This is a genomic window from Corynebacterium sp. KPL2680 (assembly GCF_040225675.1).
GTDB lineage: Bacteria > Actinomycetota > Actinomycetes > Mycobacteriales > Mycobacteriaceae > Corynebacterium > Corynebacterium rhinophilum.
Genome location: NZ_JBEHFM010000021.1, coordinates 17,076 through 32,775, shown reverse-complemented (window position 1 = coordinate 32,775; position 15,700 = coordinate 17,076). Strand labels below are relative to the sequence as shown.

The window sequence follows — 15,700 nt, the reverse complement described above, 5'->3', positions numbered from 1 at the left end:
GGCCACGATTGGGGGGAGGCGGGCGCCATTCGCGCCTATGCAGCTATTTGCCGTACCCCGCTTTTAGTGCTTTGACCGCTAGTTCAAGACGAGACTTGGCGTGAAATTCGGTTAGCAGGCTAGACACGTATTTCTTTACCGTTCCCGGAGCATAGTGGGTGCTTTTTGCGATCTCTTCGTTGGATTTTCCCTCGCACACTAAATCGAGAATCTGCGCTTGAGCAGGCGAAATATGGTGCTCAGGGGCGGAAACCGCAGACGGGGATTGAGCATCGTTTTCGCTCCACTCGGGCATTTGTTGGAATAAGCGCGTTAATGGTTGGGGAGCTACGACCGTGCCACCGCGGACGGCCTCGCGTACCGTGTCCAAGATATAGGCTGGCTTCGAGCTTTTGAGGATATAGGCTGCCGCCTTATTGGATAGGACTTCCCTTAGGGTGTCGTCATTATCCATTGCAGTCATAGCAATAAATACCGGCGGATTAGGCAGCTCATTTAGCTCGCGCAGCAGCGCTGTGCCGTCCATCTCCGGCATATGAATATCCGCGATGACGGCATCGACATCGTGCTGTTCTAGCTGCTGTAATGCGGCTTTCCCATTTTCTGCGACGGCGATGATTTCCATATCTTCGGCCGCAGCGAAATAGTGGCCGAGTGCCTCGATGACCAGTGGATCATCATCGACTAAGAGCAGCGAAGTCTTTACTTGAAGCACCATGGGGCTGGGCAGCCAAAGACGAGCTCTGCCGAAGACTCGTACTTGTTATTTTGTGGGAGATCGCCTGGGGTGAGGTCTGCGCCGAAGAGAGAGGCGGACAGCATGAGGGGCGTGAGAAAGCTAGCGAGAGCAGCCTGCATGGCACGACTCCTTTTATATAAAAACCGGATTTATAAGAAACATACGTAAGTGTAGTAAAGGAATGGTGGCGCTGCCAGTGAAGGTGAACAAACTAACGTTGTTCATGCGCAGATGGGGGCAGTGCCAGCGTGAGCTCCCAGTGATCGTCGACCTGACCGGCTTCAAACCGGGCATCGATAGTTGCTGCGAGGCGCGCCATCGAATTAATGCCTATGCCGGAGGAGGTCTCCGGTGTGGTGCTCGTTGGCTTGGCAATAGGGTTGCAGATAGTAAGGATCGTCCATCCCAAATGCGGTTGCGCCGATACGGTAATTTCCGCCCCAGGCGGCGAGTACTTGACGGCGTTGAGGCAAGCCTCCCTGGTGATGGCTACGACCGAGTCAAGAACAGAGGGGGAAAACTGGGGGCAAAAATCTTCTCCGCTTACGTTGATAATTGGAGTGCGGTTGAGCTTTGATAGCTGTCCTTCTTCCCAGGCCAGTACCTGTGCAAGGCTTGTAGGGCGTGCGGCTTGTTTAAAACTGAATTCGTCGTTGATGCCGTCAATATTGGAACGCAAGACTTTAGTTAAAGCTCGTATTTCAGACATCGACGAGCGCATTGCATCGCTTAATTCATCGAGGCGGCGGCTGAGCTCCGGTGTGCTGGCGTATTCCAAGCTGAGCGCTTCTAGCTGCATGGTATTGACGGTAAGGCTGGAAATTACCGAGTTATGCAGGGTTTCAGCTAGGTCGGACTGTCGGCGCTTGACATCGTTATTCCACTCCACCATGGCGGTTTTATAGCGCCGTGCGGAATGGGCAAGTGAGCTGCCGATGAAGGTGCTAATGACCAAGAAAATTCCCCAGACCAGTGCCGGTGTTGGATTGAGGACTAGCCGCAACGTACTAGGATCTACCAGCCCTACCAGCCAAAACACTACGCAAAGAAGAATCGACTGCCATTTGGTGCTGTGGAAAGCGAATACGGCAAGGAATACTGGGGCTAAGAAAACGGAACTGGCGTAGGGGATTCCCACGGTAAGGATGGCAATAATCCAAATTGCCAGAAAACCCACTGCCATTGTCTTCGGGTACCGATAGGCAGATGTAGTGATGGCCGTCAAAATTAACCCGACAATTGCCGCTGAAAGTTGGTGTTTAGTTGGGGTGAGGAATGCGGCGAAAAGGGTAAGGGCCAAGCAAATGATGGCGATCAGCGCTGCGGTGCGCTGTAGGGTCATCGCCGCGCGAAGGCGGTGGCGAAATGGAGGTGGTGGGGTGAAAGTCACGGTGGAATGCGCTTCTTTGGTGCTCAGACTGAATAGTTATGAAAGGGCTTGTGGCGTCTCGCACCTAGCTTAAGGCCTGGAAGCGTGAAACCAGCAAATGAAAACAACTAAACCCCGCACCTTCCGGTGCGAGGTTTAAAACCTGCATGGAAAAGTGCGGGGTTTAGTCGGTCTTCATGAAGGAGTGTAAACGCGAAGGTTTACTTAAGCGTTAGCTGCGGCTTCGGTAGCAGCGTCAGCGTTGTCCTTGGAGGACAGGCCCTCGAATACGGAGGACAGGCCTGCGGAGTCGGAGTTGGACTCGGAGGACAGTTCAGCAATGCCCTTGATGGCCTTGAAGATTGCCTCGAAGTCGAGGGCGGAGCTGAGGTTTACGAGGGTACCGAGCATCGGTGTTTCCTTTCGAGTTGGCGGAGTGAAACTACAAATCAATCTCTCTCTGGGTAGCAACCACATCAGTGACTGCTGTGGTTTCCAGTATGTGCGAGTTAAATACGCCTGCCAAGCCTCTTTTGGATCCTTTGTGAGGTAACTTTTGGCCACCTTTTTACGACCCTTTGGGTAGCTTTTGGGTGTGGCAGAGTTTGTTTTTCAAAAGGTGGGTCGCTCCAGCTTGATGTAGAAGAGGGACACGGGTTTGAGGCTAAGAACTGGGAAAAGGGGGATAGTTTTTAAGGAGAGTTGAGTCGGTGGGAATAAGATTTGAGTGTGGGAGGTTATGAAGATTGAGTGACACGGGCTCAAGAATTTATGAACGAGTTCGCAACTTCTGTTAGAGTAGCGCACGGACGCAACGAGAAGTTGAGTCACCGACAATCAACTTTATTAACTGCACTCGATAAAAAGGAGAATGAACCATGGGACGCGCAGTAGGTATTGACCTGGGTACGACGAACTCCGTCGTTTCCGTACTGGAAGGTGGCGAGTCCACCGTTATCGCTAACTCCGAAGGCTCCCGCACCACGCCTTCCGTTGTAGCGTTTGCTAAGAACGGCGAAATCTTGGTTGGTCAGTCCGCCAAGAACCAGGCCGTGACCAACGTGGACCGCACCATCCGCTCCGTCAAGCGCCACATTGGTACTGACTGGACCGTCAACATTGATGACAAGGACTACACCTCCCAGGAGATTTCCGCTCGCACGCTGATGAAGCTGAAGCGCGATGCAGAGTCCTACTTGGGCGAGGATGTTACAGACGCCGTTATTACCGTCCCTGCATACTTCGAGGACGCACAGCGTCAGGCCACCAAGGAAGCTGGCCAGATTGCCGGCCTGAACGTCCTGCGCATCGTCAACGAGCCCACCGCGGCCGCACTTGCATACGGCCTGGAAAAGGGCGAGCAAGAGCAGACCATCCTGGTCTTCGACTTGGGCGGCGGCACCTTCGACGTGTCCTTGCTGGAAATCGGCGATGGCGTCGTTGAGGTTATGGCTACCGCAGGTGACAACACCTTGGGCGGCGATGACTGGGATCAGCGCATCGTTGACTGGTTGGTTGACCGCTTCAAGAGCTCCCAGGGCGTTGACCTGACCAAGGACAAGCGCGCCGTGCAGCGTCTGCGCGAGGCTGCAGAGAAGGCCAAGATTGAGCTGTCCTCCTCCCAGCAGGCCAACATCAACCTGCCTTACATCACCGTTGACTCCGACAAGAACCCACTGTTCTTGGACGAGACCCTGACCCGCACCGAGTTCCAGAAGATCACCCAGGATCTGCTGGACCGCACCAAGGCTCCGTTCAACCAGGTCATCAAGGATGCTGACCTTTCCGTTGGCGATATCGACCACGTTGTGCTGGTCGGTGGTTCCACCCGTATGCCGGCCGTATCTGACCTGGTCAAGGAGCTGACCAGCAAGGACCCGAACAAGGGCGTTAACCCGGACGAGGTCGTTGCAGTGGGTGCTGCCCTCCAGGCAGGTGTGCTGCGCGGTGAGGTTAAGGACGTGCTGCTTCTCGATGTGACCCCGCTCTCCCTCGGCATTGAAACCAAGGGCGGCGTGATGACCAAGCTCATCGAGCGCAACACCACCATCCCGACCAAGAAGTCCGAGACCTTCACCACCGCAGAAGACAACCAGCCTTCCGTGCAGATCCAGGTCTTCCAGGGTGAGCGCGAGATGGCTACCGCCAATAAGCTGCTTGGTTCCTTCGAACTCGGCGGCATCGCACCGGCACCTCGCGGTGTGCCCCAGATTGAGGTCACCTTCGACATCGACGCCAACGGCATCGTCCACGTGACCGCCAAGGACAAGGGCACCGGCAAGGAAAACACCATCAAGATCCAGGAAGGCTCTGGCCTTTCCCAGGAAGAGATCGACCGCATGGTCAAGGATGCCGAGCAGCACGCTGAGGAAGACAAGAAGCGTCGCGAGGAGCAGGAACTGCGCAATAACGCAGAGTCCACCTCCTACCAGACCCGCAAGTTCTTGGAGGACAACGAGGACAAGGTCTCTGAGGACACCAAGACCAAGGTCACCGAGGCTGCTGACGCCGTGGACGAGGCGCTGAAGGGCGATGACCTCGATGCCATCAAGTCCGCAGTAGAGAAGCTGTCCACCGAATCCCAGGAGATGGGCAAGCAGATCTACGAGGCACAGGCTGCCGAGGGTGGCGCTGAGGGTGCTGCTGATGCTGGCGCCGCACAGGGTGACCCAAACGTGGTCGACGCTGAAGTTGTGGACGAAGACGAGAACTCCGACGACAACAAGGATGGCGACAAGTAATGACTCAGGACAGCGGAATGCCGCAAAACCCAGGCGACCCGGAAAACACGGATCCGGAGGCTACCTCGGCTGACCGCGCTGAGGCTGCCGCCGAAAAGGCCGAGGAGGCACAGGCTGCCAACGACGCGCAGGCTGATGCCTCCGAAGAAGCGAAGTTGGATCCCACCCTTGATGCTGACCTCGAAGACGCGCTGGCTGATGTCAACGCCGATGAGGTCGAAGCCGAGGCGGAGGGCGATGAGCCCACCTCCACCGGTGCTGCCACCAACGATGTGGAAGCGCAGTTGGCAGAACGCACGGAAGACCTCCAGCGTCTGAATGCGGAATACACCAACTACCGCCGCCGCACCGAGCGTGACCGCCAATCCGTTATCGAGACCGCGAAGGCAAAGGTCATTAGTGATTTGCTGCCGGTTCTTGATGACCTCGATTTGGCCAAGCAGCACGGTGACCTGGAGGGCCCGCTCAAGGCGGTTGCGGATAAGCTCCGCAAGGGCCTAGAGCAGCACAACCTCACCGCCTTTGGTGAAGAGGGGGAACCCTTCGACCCAGAGATGCATGAGGCCGTGCAAGATTTGTCCTCCGGCGATGAGCAGGTGCTTGGCACCGTGCTGCGCCAGGGCTACCGCGTAGGTGAGAGGCTGGTGCGCAACGCGCTGGTTATCATCGCGGACCCCGGTGAGGATTCCGGCAGTTCGGAAGGCACCGAACAAGCCGATTAATCCGGGAAATGGGCGCCTTGGGAACTGACTGGTTCAACTTCCCCTGGCGCCCTTTTTACTAACTACAACCGATTCTTCTTGAAAGGAGGAGATGCCCAGTGAGCGCTAAACCCGAATGGGCAGACAAAGATTATTATGCGGATCTGGGGGTCTCCTCGTCCGCAGACCAAAGCGAGATCAAGCGCGCGTACCGCAAGCTTGCCCGCGAAAACCACCCCGATACCCACCCCGATGACCCCGCGGCAGCGGACCGGTTCAAGCGGGTTGCGGAAGCATACGATGTGCTTTCCGATGCCTCCGAACGCAAGGAATACGACCAGTTCAAGGCCATGCTGCGCAACGGCGGTGGCTTCGGACGGAACGGAGGCGCCGGCTTTCCCGGCGGGTTTCGATCCACGAACATGGGTGGACAAGGTGCGCAAGACTTCGACCTCTCGGACCTCTTCGGAGGAGCCACTGGAGGATCGTCTCAAGGCGGCGGTTTTGGGGATATCTTCGGTAGCGTTTTCAACCGCAGCGGTAGTGCTGGCCACTCAGCTAAACCGTCGCGGGGGGCCGACGTCGAAACGGAAATAACCCTCGATTTCCGCGAGGCCGCCAAGGGAACCACCATCCCGCTGGCCTTAAGCGGTAACGCGCCGTGCACCACGTGCCACGGCTCGGGTTCTTCCTCCGGCAAGACCTCAACGTGTGGTACCTGCAATGGCTCCGGGTACACCTCGGAAAACCGCGGTGCGTTCGGTTTTTCCGCCCCGTGCAAGGACTGCGATGGCACGGGCCGCCGCATCCCAGATCCGTGCCCAGACTGTAACGGCTCCGGAACGGTGCACCGCACCCGGAATATCACGGTCCGTATCCCCGCCGGCGTCATTGACGGCCAAAAGGTCCGCATCGCTGGCCAAGGCGAGGCTGGACCGAATGGCACCCCGGCCGGTGACCTCTTCGTTGCGGTTACCGTCAAGCCTGACAAGGTCTTTACCCGCGACGGCGACGATATCCACATCACCGTCCCTGTCTCGTTTGCCGAGCTCGCCCTTGGTGACACCATCACGGTTCCCACCTTGGACAGCCCGGTCCGCGTGAAGATTCCCGCAGGTACCCCGGATGGCCGCACCTTGCGCGTGCGTGGGCGTGGCATTGCCAAGCGCGCCGGCAAGGCTGGCGACCTCTTGGTGAGCGTGCAGGTCACCGTGCCTTCCAAGCTCGATGCAGCGGCCTCCAGCGCCCTGCGCACCTATGCACAAGCCGAAAAGGACTCTGGCTTTAATCCCCGCGCAGGCTGGGCCGGCGCGGAGAGCAATTAAGGCAGGAGGTGCATTGCACAATGAGTACTGGAAAGGCAGAAGGCTCCGGCACCGCCGTTTACGTCATTTCCGTGGCTGCCGAGCTTTCCGGGATGCACGCCCAAACCCTGCGCACCTATGACCGCATGGGTTTGGTCTCCCCGGCCCGCACCCGCGGCGGGGGCCGCCGTTATTCGGATCGCGATATTGAATTGCTCCGCAAGATTCAGGCGCTGTCGCAAGACGATGGAGTCAATCTCGCCGGCATCAAATCCATCATCGAGCTAACCGAAGAACGCGACCAGCTAGAGGCCGAGCGCGATGCGCTTGCCGATGAAGTCCGTGCCCTCCGCGATCAGCTTGCTGCCGGGCAGCGCTCGGGGGCACAACACCCCCAAGCACAGGGGCAGTACACCCGCGGCGCGCAAGGTCCGCAAGGCTCGCAGGTCCCGGGGCGTTCCCAACGCAGCGGTGAGCTCGTCCACGTTCCGCGGTCTACCTCCGTAGTGATGTGGAGCCCGCGCACCGCGCGCGATCGCAAGCGCAACCGCCGAAACGGCAGCGGCTAAACCAGCTAAACCGCCTAATTCGTCCTGCGGACGAGAAACCTCAATTTAAACCCTCCAAACCTTTGCCGCGGCCTAGCGCCCGCACGGGTATGGAGGGTTTATTGCTGCCCAAGAGTCCCTCGCTCTCTCGGTTCACACGCGGTGACCTCTCGGGATCCATCGGCCCCTACCGTTCCCGCGCCCTCTCGCAGGCCGCTGCACCCTCACCCGGACGCTGGTGCACCCGCACAACCAGACTTTGGTCTGTGAAGAAATGTTAATTTCCCACCCCTATTTAGTGCGAAATGCAAAAAAGTGCATTACTATGACGGGAAAGCAGGTGAGCTACAACACGGTAGAACACCTGTAGTGGCACGCGCCAAACACGGCAAACCCCACAGTCGAACTTTCTGCACGAGAGGACACCACCATCATGACTTTGTACGCAGCACCCGGAACCGAAGGGGGCATCGTCAACTACCGCGACCGCTATGACAACTACATCGGCGGCAAGTGGGTACCGCCAGTCGATGGCGAATATATGGACAACATCAGCCCCGTGACCGGTGAAGTATTTTGTCAGGTGGCCCGCGGCAAGGAAGCCGATATCAATGCGGCCATCGATGCCGCGGAAAAGGCGTTTGCAACCTTTGGCAAGACAACTCCAGCAGAGCGCGCACTCTTGTTGCACCGCATCGCGGACCGGATTGAAGAGAACCTCGAAAAGATCGCCGTTGCGGAAACCTGGGAAAACGGCAAGGCCGTCCGCGAGACCTTGGCCGCCGATATCCCACTGGCCGTTGACCACTTCCGCTACTTCGCGGGCGCCATCCGCGCGCAAGAGGGCCGCCTGTCTCAGATCAGCGAAGACACCGTGGCCTACCACTTCCACGAGCCGCTCGGCGTGGTTGGCCAAATCATCCCGTGGAACTTCCCGCTGCTCATGGCTTCCTGGAAGATCGCACCGGCCCTAGCCGCTGGTAACTGCATCGTGCTCAAGCCTGCGGAGCAAACGCCGGCATCCATTTTGTTGCTCATGGATATCATCGGTGACCTCCTCCCAGATGGCGTACTCAATATCGTCAACGGCGTGGGTGAGGAAGCCGGTGCGGCACTGTCGGGTTCGGACCGCATCGCCAAGATTGCGTTTACCGGCTCCACCCCAGTGGGCAAGCTCATCAATAAGGCCGCCGCAGACAAGGTCATCCCGGTCACCCTGGAGCTCGGCGGTAAATCGCCGTCCATCTTCTTCAAGGACATCATGGATGAAGATGACTCCTACCTGGAAAAGTGCGTCGAAGGATTCGTCATGTTCGCGCTCAACCAGGGCGAGGTCTGCACCTGCCCATCGCGCGCCCTGGTCCATGAGGATATTGCCGATAAGTTCTTAGAGCTCGCCATCGAACGCGTCAAGAAGATCAAGATCGGCCACCCGTTGGATACCGAAACCATGATGGGCGCCCAGGCCTCCCAGGAGCAGATGGACAAGATTACCGAGTACCTCAAGATCGGCCCAGAAGAAGGCGCGGAAACGCTTACCGGCGGCCATGTGAACAAGGTCGAGGGCCTCGAAAACGGCTACTACATCGAGCCCACGGTATTTAAGGGCAGCAACGAGATGCGCATCTTCCAGGAGGAAATCTTCGGGCCGGTGCTCTCTGTAGCGACGTTCAAGGACTACGACGAGGCCATAGAGATCGCTAATACCACCAACTTCGGCTTGGGCGCCGGCGTGTGGTCGCGCCAGCAAAACATCTGTTACCGCGCCGGGCGCGATATTCAGGCCGGCCGCGTGTGGGTCAACCACTACCACGACTACCCGGCACACAGCGCCTTCGGCGGCTACAAGGAATCCGGCTTGGGCCGCGAGAATCACTTGATGATGCTCGGCCACTACCAGGAAACCAAGAACATGCTGGTCTCGTACTCGGACGCCCCCGCAGGCCTGTTCTAAGCCCCCAACTGGCGTTCCCACAACCGGCGCCCCCACAGCCCGCGTTAATCCGGTCTGGATTCCCCGGCAGCCACCGTGCCTAGTCCGCGCAGAAACTGCGGGTCCTCCCAATAAGACCCGTGGTCCCCGGGCAGGCCATCCGCGCCGGGGAGGGGAGCGGCACCGAAGGACTGAACGGTGGGATCCGGGCCGTGGATTCCGCTCAGTGGCCCCGTCGCGATAGCGATGGGGTCATTGTCATTGGTTGCCGCCCACACGGTGCCGTGCAGTTCGCGGGCATGCTGGGCGCTCGTGCCGGGGCTTCCCACCAGCACAATATCGGAGGCGATTTCCTTCTCGCGCGCCGCGTATCCGGTCACGACGGAGCCATAGGAATAGCCCACCACCGTTCGTTTTGCGCCCGGATACCGCTTGCCGATGCCCCGCTGAAACCGCGCCAGCTCCTGCCCCGCCGCACGCGCGGGATCGGCGTGCACGGCGCGCGGCAAGCTCGACGGGGCCTGGTAACCCAACCACACGGCGGCCGGCCCACCGCTTGCGGTGGCAATATTGCGGCCGCGGTCCACGGCGCGCTGCCAGGTGGTGGGGTCGGAGGAATGCACGCCTTCAACGAATGTGGTGACGGAGGCGGGTTCCGTGCGAAAACCCTCCGGATCCACCAGCGCTACCAGCCGGCCGGGGCTGGTTTCGACGATGCGCATATCGGGGTTATCCGCGGCCAGCTGCGCCACGCGGTCGCTGGCTTGGGCGAGGCTGATCTCGTGGATGGTATCGAGGGGGAGATCGGCAAAATCCTCGAGCCGCTGCGGTGGTTCCACCCCGGCGGGCGTGCAGAGGGCGTCGATTTCTTGGGCGCAGAGCCAATCGAGGGCATCGCCAAGCGCGCGCACCTCCCGCAGCAGCACGCCACCAGCCAGCGCGGCGGGGCCAGAAAACTCATCGACCTTGCCCAAAAAGGAAATGATCCGCGCCTCCACTCCCTCGCGCCAGGCCTGCAGGTCCGCATGCCGGTCGAGTACTTCAATGACTCGGTCCATTTCCCCAAGCGGGCTACTCAGCCACTCGGTGGCCTCCGCCAAACTGGAGCGCGCCGCCACGCCCGCGGGTCCACCCAGCGATAGCGACCGCCAATCGTGGTGCGAGTCCACATAGTGATTCTGCAGTCCAGAGTGATCCGCAGTAAGCTGCGCAGCGCTGTGGCGCAGGGCAGTGGATAAAATCATCGCGCCCTCCCCAAGTTCGCAGCCAGTGAGGAATCGAGCGCGCTGCTGCGGTCTAGGAAGGAGTGGAGGCTGCGCAGGTGCTGGGAAACGGTGGCATCGCTAAGTTGCTGCGTCTCGGACCACTGCGCCACCGCGCGCTGGAGGGCGGCAGACGTCCGGGAGGCTACGCTTAAGTGTGCCTCCGGTAACGCCGCCGCCGGCCGCGCCCTCAAACTGCGTACATGTGCGGGAAGGTGTTCAGGAATATCTACATAACTCATGCCTTTAAGCGTGGCCGCTGCGGGCTGTAGCCGCGAGGGCAAAACCGCCAACCTGTGGATAACTAGGTGACGCTGCACTAAGTTGGGATTTATGAAAGTAGCAGCAGTGCAATTGACCTCCACCGGCAGCATCGAGGAAAACCAAGAACTCGCCCTGGATAAAATCCGCGAGGCCGCGGCGGCGGGCGCGCGCCTTATCGTGCTGCCCGAGGCCACCTCGCAGAACTTCCGCTCGGGACGCCTAGATGAGCAGGCGCAGAACCTCGAAGGCCCGTTCGCCACCGCGATACAGGAAGCGGCGGAGGAATTGGAGGTCACCGTCGTCGTCGGCATGTTCTGCCCAGCCGATACCATCGAGAGCGAGGACAAGACCATCAACCGCGTATCCAATACCGCGCTCGTCGCAGGCCCAGGCGTGCTGGGCGGCTACGAGAAAATCCACACCTACGATGCCTTTGACTACCGCGAATCCGATACGGTGCAGCCCGGGGAGTCCCTGGTGACCTTCGACGTTGATGACCTTACCGTCGGCGTCGTGGTCTGCTACGATATCCGTTTCCCAGAGCAGTTCAAGGACTTGGCGCGCGAGGGCGCGCAGCTCATCGTTGTCCCCACCAGCTGGGCAGATGGCCCCGGCAAGCTGGAGCAGTGGCGCCTGCTCACGGCCGCGCGGGCGCTGGATTCCACCAGCTATATCCTCGCCGCGGGCCAATCCCGCCCAGGCGGCAACGCTGAGGCCGGATCGCCCTCGGGCCCGACCGGCATCGGGCACTCCACCATCGTCGATCCCAACGGCGTGCGCGTGGCCGAGGCCGGCTACGAAGACGAAATCCTCTACGCCGACATCGACCCGCAAGAAGTAGCGAAGACGCGCCGCTCCCTGCCGGTGCTAGAGCTTAACGACTAAGACTGCGCCGCATAATCCTCCGGCAGCCACTCTCGGTCGCGGCCCCAGCTGTGGCTTAAGATCCACTGCTTGCCGATGCCCCTTTTCTCCAACCCCTTCCTCGCTTCCGCCACTTCCTCGGCGCTGCCGAAGAGGGCGAAGTGGGTGGACGCGCCTGTGGATAACTCGGCCTCGTTGACTACTACATCAGTCGGGTCGGGGGAGAGGGTGTGGGTGGCGGCATCGGCAAGCGGCCGTGCCCCCAGCAACCATGGGTCGTTTTCTTGCCGGATGATGCGGCGCAGGCTGAGATCAGGGTAGAGGGCCGCAAGGTTCTGCTGGAAGTGCGTGTCATAGTGCGCGCCGGGGCTATCCGCAACGGCAAAAATCTGCAGGGCCAGGTTCTTCGCGAGGCCCTCCTCGCCCGCATCCGCGGCCTGGCGCGCCGCCAGCGCCAAGCACCGCGCCGCCGCCCAGCCCGTGCCATAGGCCAGGATGACCAACCTGCCGCCGCGCAACGCGCGCAGGTCCTGCCAGATGGAGCCGGTGGGCCGGCCCAATGTCCACCAATCGCCTGGCTTGGTATGCGCAAGCGACCGCGAGGCCGCGCCCACCGCGGCGACGTGGAAGACCAGCTGGCCGGTGGCATCGCTTGGCTGCGCGGGGGTGAGCATCCGCCACTGGCCGGGAAGGTACTGGGTGGTAACGGGGAAATACTGCCCCGGCTCGAAGGCTGCGGGCATTCCTGCCTCGACGCGAATGACCGCGGTTTCGCGCGTCGGCCGATCCACCGCGACCACCTGCCCCGAATACGCCGGCGCCTCCCCAGCCAAGTCCGCCTCGCGCGCCGCACTGGCCATCTCCTCGCAGACCTGGTGGATGACGGCGCAGGCGAAGTCGTATTGGTACCGCGTCAGCGCCAACACCCGCAGGCCTTTGATGAGCGCCTTCTCGAACCGCGCATAGACCTCGGCCGGGAAGCCGTGCCTGCGGTGATCGCGGCCGAGCTGCGCGATCTTCTCCCGGACGGCCTCGGGCAGCGCAGCCCCAACCCCGGACCCTGCCTTCGCACCGGCGCTGCTGGGCTCTGCGTGTTCAATCACCCACGCCAATGCATGCACCATGGACCGGTGGGTGTCCTGCATAGAAAGGGAAAAGACCTGCCGCGCTTCCGGCACCATGAGGAAAAACTGCTCATGCACCGCATTACGGTAGTCGTCTGCATACTTCCGGAAGTGCTCGCCCAATTCCCACATGGTTTCCCATCCTAGTGTGCTTTCCTGCCTTTTAGCGCGCGCATTTTGGCCCCGGGGCTACAGACCCAGCACCTTGATAACCTCGCGCGCCGCCAAGCGCCCCGCGCGCGTCGCCCCCACCGTCGAGGCGGTCGACCCATAGCCGGCGAGGAAGACCCGCGGGTTCGCCACAGGCGAGACCTCGTTGCGCATGACAATCCCGCCCTTGCGTGAGCGCAAGCGCAACGGCGCCAGATGGTCCAGCACCGGGCGGAAACCCGTATTCCAAAAGATGACGTCCACCGCCAAGTGGGTGCCCGCCGGATACGGCTGCCATGCCGCCATGCTTTCCGATGCCCCCCACAGCCCCGCCGTTCGCAGACCCGCCAAACCGCACGCCGGTCGCATCGATGGCATCGAACATGCCGCGCGAGACCAAAACGCCGCGCTCGACCGCATCCAGATATTCCTGCCAGGGCGGAATCCCGGTGGTCGAGACCACCGAGGCCGGTGGATTGCCGCTAAAGACCCGCTCGCGGACCTTCTTTTCCACATCCAAACCCCACTGCTTATCGAACTCCGTATTCGTAAAATCCGGCGCCCGCCGCGTAGCCCAAGTGGTCTGGGCGATGCCCTCAAATTCCAATAAAAACTGCACCGCGGATAGCCCACCGCCGACGACCAACACGTGCTGGCCTGCAAAATCCTCCGCCGCCGAATAGTCCTTGGTGTGCAGTTGGCGACCGCCGAAACTGCCGATGCCCGGAATATAAGGAATATACGGCCTATCCCACGTGCCGGTGGCGTTGACGATGGTGTCCGCGGAAAACTGCTCGCCGGACTCCAACGTTACGAGAAACGCGCCGCGTTCATTGCGCGCACCGGGCCCACCGGGCAGGGCACGGACGCTGCGGACGCGCGCCGAGCGGTAGGGCCGCAGTTGGAACTTGTCCTCGTAGGCGCCGTAGTAGGCGGCGACTACGTGGGAGGCGGGGGAGGAGGCATCGGCAAGCGGGGCGGGCATGCCCGGCAGGCTCGCGATGTTATGGGCCTTTCCTAGCGTCAGGGAATCCCACCGGTGACGCCAGGTGCCGCCGGGGGCGGGGTTGGCATCGATAAGCAAAAAGTCTTGGGCGGGGATAAGGCCGCGGGAGGTGAGCTGGTGGGCCGTCGCCAAGCCTGCCTGGCCCGCGCCGATGATGATGCTGAGGTAGTGCTCCACCGTGCCATTGTAGCGGGGGTGAAAATCCGCCGTATGTTGTGGCTCACTACATGATATGTAATGTACTTTTTATCTGCGCGCTCGCTGCACGTGAGCGACCTGCCATAACTGCACAGCTAGAAAGGATTCCCATGGAAGATTTTTCCGCTTATACGCTCATGCTGGACGTGGGTTGGATTTCCTTACTCATGGTCATCGGCAATATTTTGCGCCACCAAGTGAAGTTTATCTTCCAGGACTTATTGCTGCCTGCCCCCATTACCGCCGGCCTAATCGGCCTGCTCGTCGGGCCCAACGTGCTGGGGTGGATCAACTTCTCCGATAACCTCGGCGACTACACCTCAATCCTGATCGCCGTGGTCTTTGCCTCGATGGCGTATTCCATGGAGGTCGGCGGCAACATGGGCAAGGGCGCGCGCAATATGTGGGGCTATTCCACCATGATGTTTACCGGCCAGTGGGGTCTGTTCATCGTGCTGGGTTTGCTCTTCTTCGCCCCAGTCTTTGATACCCCCAACTGGTTCGGCATGATGCTGCCGGTTGGCTTTACCGGTGGCTTCGGCACGGCCGCCGCTGTGGGTGGCGCGCTGGAGGGCGTCGGCGCCGAAGCGGCAGCGTCCCTGGGCTTTACCTCCGCGACCGTCGGCACCCTGGCCGCGATTATCGGCGGTGTCATCGCTGGTAACTGGGGCATCCGCAAGGGCAAGGTGTCCTACGTCCCCAAGGAGCTACCGGAAGAGATTCGCCGCGGCTACATCAAGAACCTGGATGAGCGCCCCTCTCTGGGCCGCGCGACCACCAACCCTTCTTCCATCGAGCCGCTCGCGCTGCACTTCGGCTTCATCATCCTCACGGTTATGACGGCGTACGGCGTCAATAAGGGCATTTCTAGCATTTGGGAAAATGTTTCCATCCCGCTCTTTGCGATGTCCATGGTTATCGGCCTCATCTTCCGCGCCATCATGAACTTCGTCGGCGCCGAGGATTACCTGGATAAGGATTCCGTATCCTCCATCTCCGGTGCCGCTACCGATTACCTCATCGCCTTCGGCGTGGCCGCCATTGTTCCTGCCGCTATCGCTTCCTACTGGCAGGCGCTGCTGGTCCTGTTCATTCTGGGCACCATCTTCTGTACGTTCTTCTTGATGTGGTTCCCCGCCGAGTTCTTTGGCGAGCGCTGGATCGAGCGCGGCATCTTCGGCTGGGGCTGGGCGACGGCTACCGTGGCTACCGGCATCGCCGTGCTTAAGATCGTCGATCCGAAGCTGAAATCCGGAACGCTTTCCGAATACGGCATGGCCTACATCGGCTTCGGCCCGTTCGAGATTTCGTGGACCATCATCGCGCCGATGGCCGTGATGTACGGGTTTACCGGCGCGTTCGGTGCCGTCTCGCTGGCCATTTCCATCGGCGTGTACCTGACGTTCAAGTTCATGGGCTTGCTTCCGCCGCGCGGCACGATTTTCAAAGAGGGCATCGGCCACGTGGGCCAGAAACAAGAAACCTAGCCTTCACAAA

At 60.4% G+C, this 15,700-nt stretch carries 14 protein-coding genes and 1 pseudogene; 7 read left to right on the top strand and 8 right to left on the bottom strand.

From position 1 onward, the window contains the following. Positions 1 to 43: 43 nt before the first annotated feature. The 4 genes from ABRP66_RS09770 to ABRP66_RS09755 all read right to left on the bottom strand — a co-directional run bounded on the left by ABRP66_RS09770 (position 44) and on the right by ABRP66_RS09755 (position 2,519). Positions 44 to 718 carry a response regulator transcription factor gene (locus ABRP66_RS09770; protein WP_284850319.1) on the bottom strand — a complete coding sequence of 225 codons (675 nt, stop codon included), beginning with the start codon at positions 716 to 718 and terminating at the stop codon, positions 44 to 46. Continuing rightward, on the bottom strand, positions 703 to 858 hold the full coding sequence (locus ABRP66_RS09765) for a hypothetical protein (protein WP_023024136.1): 156 nt from the start codon (positions 856 to 858) through the stop codon (positions 703 to 705). Before ABRP66_RS09765 ends, ABRP66_RS09770 begins: the two co-directional genes overlap by 16 nt. A gap of 92 nt (positions 859 to 950) precedes the next feature. Next, a complete protein-coding gene (locus ABRP66_RS09760) occupies positions 951 to 2,129 on the bottom strand; it encodes a sensor histidine kinase (protein ID WP_284850320.1) in 1,179 nt (392 codons plus the stop codon). Positions 2,130 to 2,333: 204 nt separating this feature from the next. After that, on the bottom strand, positions 2,334 to 2,519 hold the full coding sequence (locus ABRP66_RS09755; RefSeq protein ID WP_284770421.1) for a hypothetical protein: 186 nt from the start codon (positions 2,517 to 2,519) through the stop codon (positions 2,334 to 2,336). Between the two features lie 467 nt (positions 2,520 to 2,986). Here ABRP66_RS09755 and dnaK point away from each other — a divergent pair, with 467 nt between their 5' ends. The 5 genes from dnaK (at position 2,987) to exaC (ending at position 9,356) form a co-directional block, all read left to right on the top strand. Further along, a complete protein-coding gene (dnaK, locus tag ABRP66_RS09750) occupies positions 2,987 to 4,849 on the top strand; it encodes a molecular chaperone DnaK (RefSeq protein ID WP_126319898.1) in 1,863 nt (620 codons plus the stop codon). Further along, positions 4,849 to 5,571 carry a nucleotide exchange factor GrpE gene (gene grpE, locus ABRP66_RS09745; RefSeq protein ID WP_005279390.1) on the top strand — a complete coding sequence of 241 codons (723 nt, stop codon included), beginning with the start codon at positions 4,849 to 4,851 and terminating at the stop codon, positions 5,569 to 5,571. The genes dnaK and grpE overlap by 1 nt, the downstream gene beginning before the upstream one ends. Before the next feature lie 98 nt (positions 5,572 to 5,669). Continuing rightward, positions 5,670 to 6,875: a molecular chaperone DnaJ gene (dnaJ, locus tag ABRP66_RS09740; protein WP_284783087.1), complete on the top strand. Its 1,206-nt coding sequence runs from the start codon at positions 5,670 to 5,672 to the stop codon at positions 6,873 to 6,875. A 20-nt stretch (positions 6,876 to 6,895) separates the two neighbouring features. Then, the gene (locus ABRP66_RS09735) at positions 6,896 to 7,423 is read left to right on the top strand and encodes a heat shock protein transcriptional repressor HspR (protein WP_284770423.1); all 528 of its coding nucleotides are present in this window, start codon (positions 6,896 to 6,898) and stop codon (positions 7,421 to 7,423) included. A gap of 412 nt (positions 7,424 to 7,835) precedes the next feature. Further along, on the top strand, positions 7,836 to 9,356 hold the full coding sequence (gene exaC, locus ABRP66_RS09730) for an acetaldehyde dehydrogenase ExaC (RefSeq protein WP_349838628.1): 1,521 nt from the start codon (positions 7,836 to 7,838) through the stop codon (positions 9,354 to 9,356). Between the two features lie 44 nt (positions 9,357 to 9,400). Here exaC and ABRP66_RS09725 read toward each other — a convergent pair whose 3' ends face one another. Together ABRP66_RS09725 and ABRP66_RS09720 are read right to left on the bottom strand one after the other, a co-directional pair. Further along, positions 9,401 to 10,579, bottom strand: a complete 1,179-nt coding sequence (locus ABRP66_RS09725; RefSeq protein WP_284853708.1) for an alpha/beta hydrolase — start codon at positions 10,577 to 10,579, stop codon at positions 9,401 to 9,403. After that, a complete protein-coding gene (locus ABRP66_RS09720; protein WP_284852373.1) occupies positions 10,576 to 10,839 on the bottom strand; it encodes a hypothetical protein in 264 nt (87 codons plus the stop codon). Before ABRP66_RS09720 ends, ABRP66_RS09725 begins: the two co-directional genes overlap by 4 nt. A 91-nt stretch (positions 10,840 to 10,930) precedes the next feature. Between ABRP66_RS09720 and ABRP66_RS09715 the strand changes: the two genes are divergently transcribed. Then, entirely contained in the window at positions 10,931 to 11,746 is an 816-nt protein-coding gene (locus ABRP66_RS09715; protein ID WP_284850323.1) for a carbon-nitrogen hydrolase family protein, read from the top strand. On the opposite strand, the gene ABRP66_RS09710 is transcribed toward ABRP66_RS09715, so the two are convergent. Both ABRP66_RS09710 and ABRP66_RS09705 read right to left on the bottom strand, forming a co-directional pair. Then, positions 11,743 to 12,981 carry an FAD-binding oxidoreductase gene (locus ABRP66_RS09710; RefSeq protein ID WP_284783078.1) on the bottom strand — a complete coding sequence of 413 codons (1,239 nt, stop codon included), beginning with the start codon at positions 12,979 to 12,981 and terminating at the stop codon, positions 11,743 to 11,745. The genes ABRP66_RS09715 and ABRP66_RS09710 overlap by 4 nt on opposite strands. A 57-nt stretch (positions 12,982 to 13,038) precedes the next feature. Then, positions 13,039 to 14,182: pseudogene (locus ABRP66_RS09705) on the bottom strand (NAD(P)-binding domain-containing protein). A 131-nt stretch (positions 14,183 to 14,313) separates the two neighbouring features. On the opposite strand from ABRP66_RS09705, the gene ABRP66_RS09700 reads away from it, so the two are divergent. Beyond that, positions 14,314 to 15,690, top strand: coding sequence for a sodium/glutamate symporter (locus ABRP66_RS09700; RefSeq protein ID WP_284770429.1), 1,377 nt, complete (start codon positions 14,314 to 14,316; stop codon positions 15,688 to 15,690). Positions 15,691 to 15,700: the final 10 nt, after the last annotated feature.